Source organism: Tabrizicola sp., from assembly GCF_016792905.1.
Taxonomy (GTDB): domain Bacteria; phylum Pseudomonadota; class Alphaproteobacteria; order Rhodobacterales; family Rhodobacteraceae; genus Tabrizicola.
In genome coordinates, this window is sequence record NZ_JAEULP010000061.1 from 1 (window position 1) to 7442 (window position 7442).

The window sequence follows — 7442 nt, forward strand, 5'->3', positions numbered from 1 at the left end:
TCATCCCGGTGTAGTGGGCAACCACCACAACGCCAGAGCTTTCGAAGATCTGGCCGAGTTCCTCGACCACTTTCTCTTTCTGGGCTCTATCCACAGTTTCACTCCAAGGTTGGGGGTTTCCCCCCGGCTCATGTTTGCCCCTTTGCAGGGGCGTCGGGTCCGTTTCAGGTTCCCGAGCCAAGATCACCCGGATGGGTGGCCCAAATCTCGTTCCCCATCTCGGGCAGGATTTATGGCGTTTGCGCGCCACCCACCGTCTCGGACAGAACCGGGCCTAGAGGCGGCCCGGGTAGTCCCCTCCCCTTGCGGGTCGGGATTTCGTAGGTCGGGGCCTGCCCCGAGCCCCTTACGCCTGGGTCGCCGACGAGATGTCGACCGACACGCCCGGGCCCATGGTCGAGGACAGCGACACCTTCTTCAGGTATGTGCCCTTGGCGCCGGTGGGCCTTGCCTTCGACACCGCGTCCACGAAGGCGCGGATGTTCTGGGCGAGCTTGGCGTCGTCGAACGAAACCTTGCCGACGCCTGCGTGGATCACGCCGGCCTTCTCGACCTTGAACTGCACTTCGCCGCCCTTGGCACCCTCGACGGCCGTCTTCACGTCCATCGTCACGGTGCCGACCTTCGGGTTCGGCATCAGGTTGCGCGGTCCGAGGATCTTGCCCAGGCGGCCGACGAGCGGCATCAGGTCCGGGGTCGCGATGCAGCGGTCGAAGTTGAGGTTGCCTTGCTGGATCTGCTCCATCAGGTCTTCCGCACCAACGATGTCCGCACCGGCGGCCTTGGCTTCGTCTGCCTTGGCGCCACGGGCGAAGACGGCGACGCGGACGGTCTTGCCGGTGCCGTTCGGCAGGGCGACGACGCCACGGACCATCTGGTCGGCGTGACGCGGGTCGACGCCGAGGTTCATCGCGATTTCAACCGTCTCGTCGAACTTGGCCGAAGCCGCGCCCTTGATCAGTTTCACCGCGTCTTCGACGGTGATGTTTGCCTTGCCAGCGAAGGCTTCGTTCGCCTTGGCGATGCGCTTTGCAATCTTTGCCATGGTTCTCAGCCCTTCACTTCGATGCCGCAGGACTTGGCCGAGCCGAGGATGATCTGCATCGCAGCTTCCACGGAATTGGCGTTCAGGTCCTTCATCTTGGTCTCGGCGATCTTGCGGAGTTGGGCCGCGGTGATCGAACCGGCAACCTCGCGGCCCGGCTTCATCGAGCCCTTGGCACGGCTGCGCTTGCCGACGGCCGGCAGACCGGCGGCCTGCTTGACCAGGAACGAGGCCGGAGCCGTCTTCAATTCGAGGCTGAAGGACTTGTCCTGGTAGTAGGTGATGATGACGGGCGTGGGGGTGCCCGGCGGGATGTCGGCGGTCTTCGCGTTGAATTCCTTCACGAAGGCCATGATGTTCAGCCCGCGCTGACCCAGCGCCGGGCCGACCGGCGGGGACGGGTTGGCTTGACCCGCTTTCACTTGCAGCTTGAGGCTGCCGATAATCTTCTTGGCCATCTGGCCTCTCCTTTGTCACTGCACCCGGCCCGGAATTGGGGGGTGCGGTTTAGTGGTCCGGTCCGTCACCCCTAAGGGCGCTCGCCTCCCACGCGATGCACCCTAGGCCCCTTTCGAGACCTGGGTGAATTCCAGTTCCACGGGCGTCGCCCGGCCGAAGATCGACACGGTGACCTTCAGGCGGCTGTGCGCCTCGTCCACATCCTCGACCATGCCCGAGAAGCCCTCGAACGGGCCGTCGGTCACTTGCACCGTCTCGCCGATGTCGAAGCGGATCAGGTTGCGCGGGGCTTCCAGGCCTTCCTCGACGCGGTTCAGGATCGCGTTCACTTCATGATCGCGCATCGGCATCGGCTTGCCCTGGGGGCCAAGGAAGCCGGTGACGCGGTTGATCGAGGAGATCAGGTGGTAGCCGCGGCTCGACATTTCCATGTGGACGAGGACGTAGCCCGGCATGAAGCGACGCTCGGACGTGACCTTCTTGCCACGGCGGACTTCGATCACTTCCTCGGTCGGGACCAGCACTTCGTCGATCTCTTCCTCAAGCCCGGCGTCGGTGACGGCGGTCTTGATCTGTTCGGCCACTTTCTTCTCGAAGTTCGAGAGAACGCTCACCGAATACCAGCGCTTCGCCATCTGCCTGCTTCCTTGCTGCCCGGGCCATTCGGCCCCGTCTTCGTAAATGCCCCGGAACAAAAAACAGCGCGCACCCCGAATCGATGCGCGCCGGTGTCCCTTTGGTTGGCCGGGGGTCTACCCCCAGCGCGGCCCCAATTCAAGAGGGAAGCGCCGCTCAGCCGCCGATGATGTAGTGCAGCCCGGTCTTGATCGTCAGATCGACCAGGCTGAAGAAGGTCGCGGCGACGGCGGAGAGGATGAAGACCATCAGCGTGGTCAGCAGAACCTCGCGGCGGGTGGGCCAGACCACCTTGGCGACTTCGGCGCGGACCTGCTGGAGGAACTGGACGGGGTTCGTGGTGGACATGGGGATTCCGGTGTTGATTGCCGGTCGAGATACGGGTTTGACGGGCAGAATTCAAGCCGGACCGGCGGAAACCCCGGCTGTCCACACAGGACACATGGACCGTTCATTTAAAATCAACGACTTACCTGTGGACATTAGGGATCAGGCAAGGAATTGTCCGGGCCAAAGCCGGGAACCTCCGTCAGATGGACCTCTGCGCCCCCGTGGGACCTTGGGGGCGCAGAGGCTGGCCAAAGCCTACTTCAGGCGGCTCACAACGCCATCGGCGAAGGCTTCGACCAAACGGGTATAGGCCCCGGTGGTGTCGGTCGAGAGAAGGACCGTCGTGCCATCGGGAACGATCACATGGGCGTTTTCCAGCGAGACGGTCAGCTCGTAGGTGTCGGTATTGGCCATGTCGGTGTCATCGCGGATCGTCACGTCGCCGACCAACACCGCATCACCAAGGTTCAGCTCGCGCTCGAAGGCGCTCGCAAGCTCGACCTCGCGGATGTCGACCATGATCTGGGCGCCGTCGATCTTGCCGTCTTCGTCGGGCTTGATCTCTTCCACCGGCAGGCGGGTGGTCAGCCTGGCGACCAGCGCATTTTCCAGATCGGCTTCCAGATTGGCCCAGAACGTGGCCGCCTGGGCGTTGTTGACCGCAGAGACATCGACCGAGACGTCGACCTTTGCGACGTTGTCGACATTGGCAAGCAGAGGGCTTGCCAGAAGGGCGATGAGAGCAGCGGAAGCTGTCTTTTTCGCGTGAAGCATGGCTATCTCCATATTCCTGTGAACAGGTGTGATGGAGACCGAACGCGCAGCAACCCGCCGGGTTCCCCCAAGGGACGCAGCCGGGAGGCGGGATCTGTCGGGAGGTATGGCAGGGGCAGCAGGGCTCGAACCCGCGACCTACGGTTTTGGAGACCGTCGCTCTACCAGCTGAGCTATACCCCTACGCAGGCGCCGGGTTACGGCAGGCCGCGCGGGAGGTCAAGGGATTCTCTTGCCCCGGTCCGGGCGACTGGCGGCGGCAGGCTGCACGGCTTACGGTGATTTCGAAGGGAGACGGGCGAGGGTGCAGACGGCGGCGGAGATCGTGGCGGAATTCGCAGCCCGCCCGTGGCGGACGGTGCCCGCGACCGATCTGGGCGCGGCGGCGGGCGTGCCGACGATGCTCACCTCGGAGGAGGGGCTGCTCTATCACTGGCTCGGTCGCAGGGCGCAGGGGGCGGGGGTCGCGGTCGACCTCGGGGCCTATGCCGGCGGCTCGGCGGCGCGGCTCCTGTCGGGGCTGGCGCTGTCAGGGCGCCCCTTCCACGTCCACAGCTATGACCGCTTCCGCTCCTCGCGCGCGTTCTGGGCCCGCTATCTCCCGGACGAGCCCCTGCCCGAGGTAGATGATGCCGACCTGTTGCCGGTGGTGCGGCGGCACCTGGCTGCATGGGAGGGTCATGTGACCCTGCATGTCGGCGACATCGGCGAAAAGCACTGGACGGGCGGGCCGATCGAAATCCTCTCGGTCGATGCGGCAAAGGGCTCGGCGATGGCCGACCACATCGCGGCGGAATTCTTCCCGGCGCTGGTGCCGGGGCGGTCGATCCTGATCCAGCAGGACTACCTGATGGCGGTGCAGCCCTGGCTTTGCGCGCAGATGGCGCGGTTGCGCGACCAGTTCCTGCCGCTCGCCCATGTGCCGAAGGTGGGGCTGGTCTTCCTGTGTGTGTCCCCGGTCACGCCGCAGGCGCTGGCGGCGGCGCGGGTTGATGGGCTGACCGACGGCAAGCTGATGCAACGGGTGCGCGAGGCGGCCCGCTGGCATGAGGGCATGGTGCCGCGTGCGGTCTTCAGGGCGATGCTGGAACAGGTGAAGGCCCATCCCGGCCTGCGGATGGGCTGGCAGATGCGGCAGGCGTCGGCCCGGGCCCGCAACTAGGCGGAAGGGGCGTCGGCAGCGGGGACCCGGTTCGTCCCTCAGGCTGCGATGGGTCGGTAGCAGCGCGGCGGGTTGGTGACGCTGTCAGTGACCGTGACGGTCGTGACCGTCTCGCCCCCGGAAGAGTGCGGGGTGCGGGTGGTCGTCACCCTCTGGGCCGGTGCGGTCAGCACAAGCGTGAGGGTCTGCACCGGGCCGGTCGCGGGCGGAATGTTCTGTTCGATCACCTCGACGATGCCGGTCGACACCACGCGGACGACCATGGCGGTGTGCTGCGGAATGCCGCGCGTCTCGGTCGCGACCGTCTGGTTGGTGGAGCCGCTGCCGTCGGGGTTGGTCACGTCGGTGTCGGTCGTGCGGGTCCAGCTGTAGCCGCTGAATTGCAGCACGTCGCCCGCCTGAAGCCCGTTGCTTTGCACGACGGTCCCCCAGACGAATGAGGCATGGGCCGAAAAGCGCGGGGTCAGGACCCGCGACGACTTGCCCCCTGCCCCGACGACGGCATCTTCGACCAGGGTCCAGCATTCCCCGTCACGGTAGCGACCCATCTGGCGTTGGCAAAAGGAAACGGCAGTCGCGGCAGTGTAAGCCATGGCGCAAGACCTTTTTGATTGAAGGAACAGGGGGAAAACTTCGGCGGCAGTCTAGCCGAATTTCCGGAGTCGCGACACAGTATTCCCTGTGGGCTTCCGCAGGGCCATGGGGCGGCCGACCGGATCCTGCCCGGCGAACATCTGACGCATCGCTGGTCCCGAGGCTGGCCATGTCCAGGACGGACGCTGCCAATCTTCAGCTCGCCAGGCCGTGCGGCGGGCCGCGGACCATCGACGGCTTCGTGCAGTCTCAGGCCGACGCGCTGCCCGCCCAGGCACCGACGCTGCCATCTGCCCCATAGCCCAACCGGGTCATTGCCGGGGCAAGCGCTTCGGCCAGGCGGTCGCATTGCGCGGGCGTCAGGTGGTTCTGCCAGTCGCCCGCCTTGCCCGACCGGAAGAAGGCCTCGGATTTGGCGGACCGCTCCTTGAAGGAGGAAGTGGCCTCCTGCGCCCGAAGCTTGCCAAAGGCGGTGGCATCAACCGCACGCCGGACACGCTCCGGATCGGGATCGACGCCCGGATACATCACGCGCAGGGCCTGGGTCAGCGAGCCGACGCCGTCGACAAGCATATCCTCGTAGCGCAGGGTCACGCGGCGCACGTCAGGCATGTCGAGCCAGGAGACGGCATGACTGGACCAGTCCGACTGAACCTGCGGCATCTGGGCATGGACCAGCCCGTCGACCCGGAACTCCGGATCGCACATGTTGTCGATGCATTTGTCGAAGTTCGGCGCCAGTCCCAGATGGTAGGCATAGGACACCGCCACGTCGAACGGGTGACGGACAAGGTGGACGACCGCCGCTGTCGCCTCTGGCGGGAACAGCAGTTCCCCGTTGGCCAGCGGAAGATTGGCGTCGTGAACCTTCTGTGGCGCGCCTGAGGTGTTGGTGTCGGCCAGGAACAGATACAGCATCCGGCGTGCCACGAAGGTTTCATCAACGCTGAGCAGGCTGCCATCGCAGGCAAGATAACGCTCGAAGAGCCTTTCGCGGGCAGCATGCCGGGCGGCAAGCTTGTTGATGTCGACATCGCCGCGGGTATCTTCGTAGGCGGTCAGCAGCGCGCGAAACCAGGTATTGCCCGACTTGGGGTAGGACGCGAGCCAGATGAAGCCCGTGCGGGTCGGCGGCGAGGTGGTGCTGGTCATCGGGTTTCCCGCTCCCTGAAACGGGCGTCGAGCTGGGCCATCAGGTCCGACGCAAGCTCTGCCGACGGCATCGCCCCGGGCGGCAGCCCATACCGCAAGATCGGCAAGGTGTTTGCCAGGACCATATGCGCGGCGCTGATCGTGTCCTCGCCCCAGATCGCGGTTCCGACCAGGGGCATGAAGATGTGCTTCCTGATTTCGGCGACCGATGCCATGAGCGGGAGATCCTTAAGGTCGGCCTCGGGCCCGCGGCCATCGCCGAGACTGATCATCGCGACGCAGGGGTGCACGGCCAGGCCGTCAATGGTGGGGCAATCCAGCTGCAACCGGCGCGCACCCTCGCGCACCGGAGGAGCATCCGCGTCTTTCCGCGTGCGGCGCTGGGTGATCGGGCGGCCGTTGGTGCAGACGCGCGAGGCATCCTCCGGGTCGATCACCACCGGCGCGTCGGACACGGCAAGGCCGAACGTCTCGCTGAGTGCAACGGCCATGCCTTCCTGCAGATCATCGCGGTCCGAGGCGATCAGGATCAGGTTTCCGTCGGTCAATCGGACGGCATTGGCACGCAAGGGCACCCGGCCGTCAAACCAGGCTGCCGCGGCGAAGCCGGAGCTCCAGGCGAAGGGCAACAGGTCGCCCTCGGGCCGATCCGGCGGGTTCGCAAGCGCCAGCCCCGCCCCCGGGGCATAATGCAACCGCCCGCCTGCGGGGGGCAGCATCAGGAAGCCCTCGGGACCGACGTCGAAGAACGGTGTGGATTCGACAGGCTTCGCCAGGCGCTGCGGTGGCACCCGGCCGGAGTCTGCAATCAGGTCGGCGATTGGGTTCACACAGGCCTCGTGTCGTGGAAGGGATGGGTGTGCACCGTGATACCCATGGAAAAGGCGGTTGCAATGCAAAAGGGCCGCCCGAACGGACGGCCCTTCCGGATTTTCCGGGCTGTTGCCCGAACGCCTGTCAGGCGATGATCTTCGACACCACGCCCGCGCCGACGGTGCGGCCGCCTTCGCGGATGGCGAAGCGCAGTTTCTCTTCCATCGCGATCGGGGCGATCAGCTCGACCTCGAACTTCAGGTTGTCGCCCGGCATCACCATCTCGGTGCCTTCCGGCAGCTTCACCGTGCCCGTCACGTCGGTCGTGCGGAAGTAGAACTGCGGACGGTAGTTCGCGAAGAACGGGGTGTGGCGCCCGCCTTCCTCCTTGGTCAGGATATAGGCCTCGGCCTCGAACTTGGTGTGCGGGTTGACCGATTTCGGCTTGCACAGCACCTGGCCACGCTCCACCCCGTC

The 7442-nt window shown here is 65.6% G+C and carries 10 protein-coding genes, 1 tRNA gene and 1 pseudogene; 1 reads left to right on the top strand and 11 read right to left on the bottom strand.

Features of this window, described 5'->3' with window-relative positions; genetic code table 11:
* From rplJ to JNL31_RS12975, 7 genes are all read right to left on the bottom strand, one after another.
* Positions 1–94, bottom strand: a 94-nt coding sequence (gene rplJ, locus JNL31_RS12945; protein WP_366928946.1) for a 50S ribosomal protein L10, incomplete at its 3' end; no start/stop codon positions are given.
* A gap of 252 nt (positions 95–346) precedes the next feature.
* Complete coding sequence (gene rplA / locus JNL31_RS12950) at positions 347–1045, bottom strand: 50S ribosomal protein L1 (RefSeq protein WP_294973862.1); 699 nt, start codon at positions 1043–1045, stop codon at positions 347–349.
* A gap of 5 nt (positions 1046–1050) precedes the next feature.
* A complete protein-coding gene (gene rplK, locus JNL31_RS12955) occupies positions 1051–1503 on the bottom strand; it encodes a 50S ribosomal protein L11 (RefSeq protein ID WP_294973864.1) in 453 nt (150 codons plus the stop codon).
* 102 nt (positions 1504–1605) lie between these two features.
* Positions 1606–2139 (bottom strand): transcription termination/antitermination protein NusG, encoded by a 534-nt coding sequence (gene nusG / locus JNL31_RS12960; protein ID WP_294973867.1) that lies wholly within the window; start codon positions 2137–2139, stop codon positions 1606–1608.
* A gap of 157 nt (positions 2140–2296) precedes the next feature.
* Positions 2297–2488 (bottom strand): preprotein translocase subunit SecE, encoded by a 192-nt coding sequence (gene secE / locus JNL31_RS12965; RefSeq protein ID WP_294973869.1) that lies wholly within the window; start codon positions 2486–2488, stop codon positions 2297–2299.
* Between the two features lie 237 nt (positions 2489–2725).
* Positions 2726–3244 (bottom strand): LPS assembly lipoprotein LptE, encoded by a 519-nt coding sequence (locus tag JNL31_RS12970; protein ID WP_294973870.1) that lies wholly within the window; start codon positions 3242–3244, stop codon positions 2726–2728.
* A 107-nt stretch (positions 3245–3351) separates the two neighbouring features.
* Positions 3352–3427: transfer RNA gene (locus tag JNL31_RS12975), tRNA-Trp, on the bottom strand.
* A gap of 49 nt (positions 3428–3476) precedes the next feature.
* Here JNL31_RS12975 and JNL31_RS12980 point away from each other — a divergent pair.
* A complete protein-coding gene (locus tag JNL31_RS12980) occupies positions 3477–4406 on the top strand; it encodes a hypothetical protein (protein ID WP_294973872.1) in 930 nt (309 codons plus the stop codon).
* 38 nt (positions 4407–4444) lie between these two features.
* Here the strand turns inward: JNL31_RS12980 and JNL31_RS12985 are convergent, their stop codons facing one another.
* From JNL31_RS12985 to tuf, 4 genes and pseudogenes are all read right to left on the bottom strand, one after another.
* Positions 4445–4954 (bottom strand): hypothetical protein, encoded by a 510-nt coding sequence (locus tag JNL31_RS12985; protein ID WP_294973874.1) that lies wholly within the window; start codon positions 4952–4954, stop codon positions 4445–4447.
* 295 nt (positions 4955–5249) lie between these two features.
* Positions 5250–6152 (bottom strand): sulfotransferase domain-containing protein, encoded by a 903-nt coding sequence (locus JNL31_RS12990; RefSeq protein WP_294973877.1) that lies wholly within the window; start codon positions 6150–6152, stop codon positions 5250–5252.
* A complete protein-coding gene (locus JNL31_RS12995; protein ID WP_294973880.1) occupies positions 6149–6943 on the bottom strand; it encodes a hypothetical protein in 795 nt (264 codons plus the stop codon). Before JNL31_RS12995 ends, JNL31_RS12990 begins: the two co-directional genes overlap by 4 nt.
* A gap of 166 nt (positions 6944–7109) precedes the next feature.
* A pseudogene (tuf, locus tag JNL31_RS13000) lies at positions 7110–7442 on the bottom strand (elongation factor Tu); the annotation flags it as partial.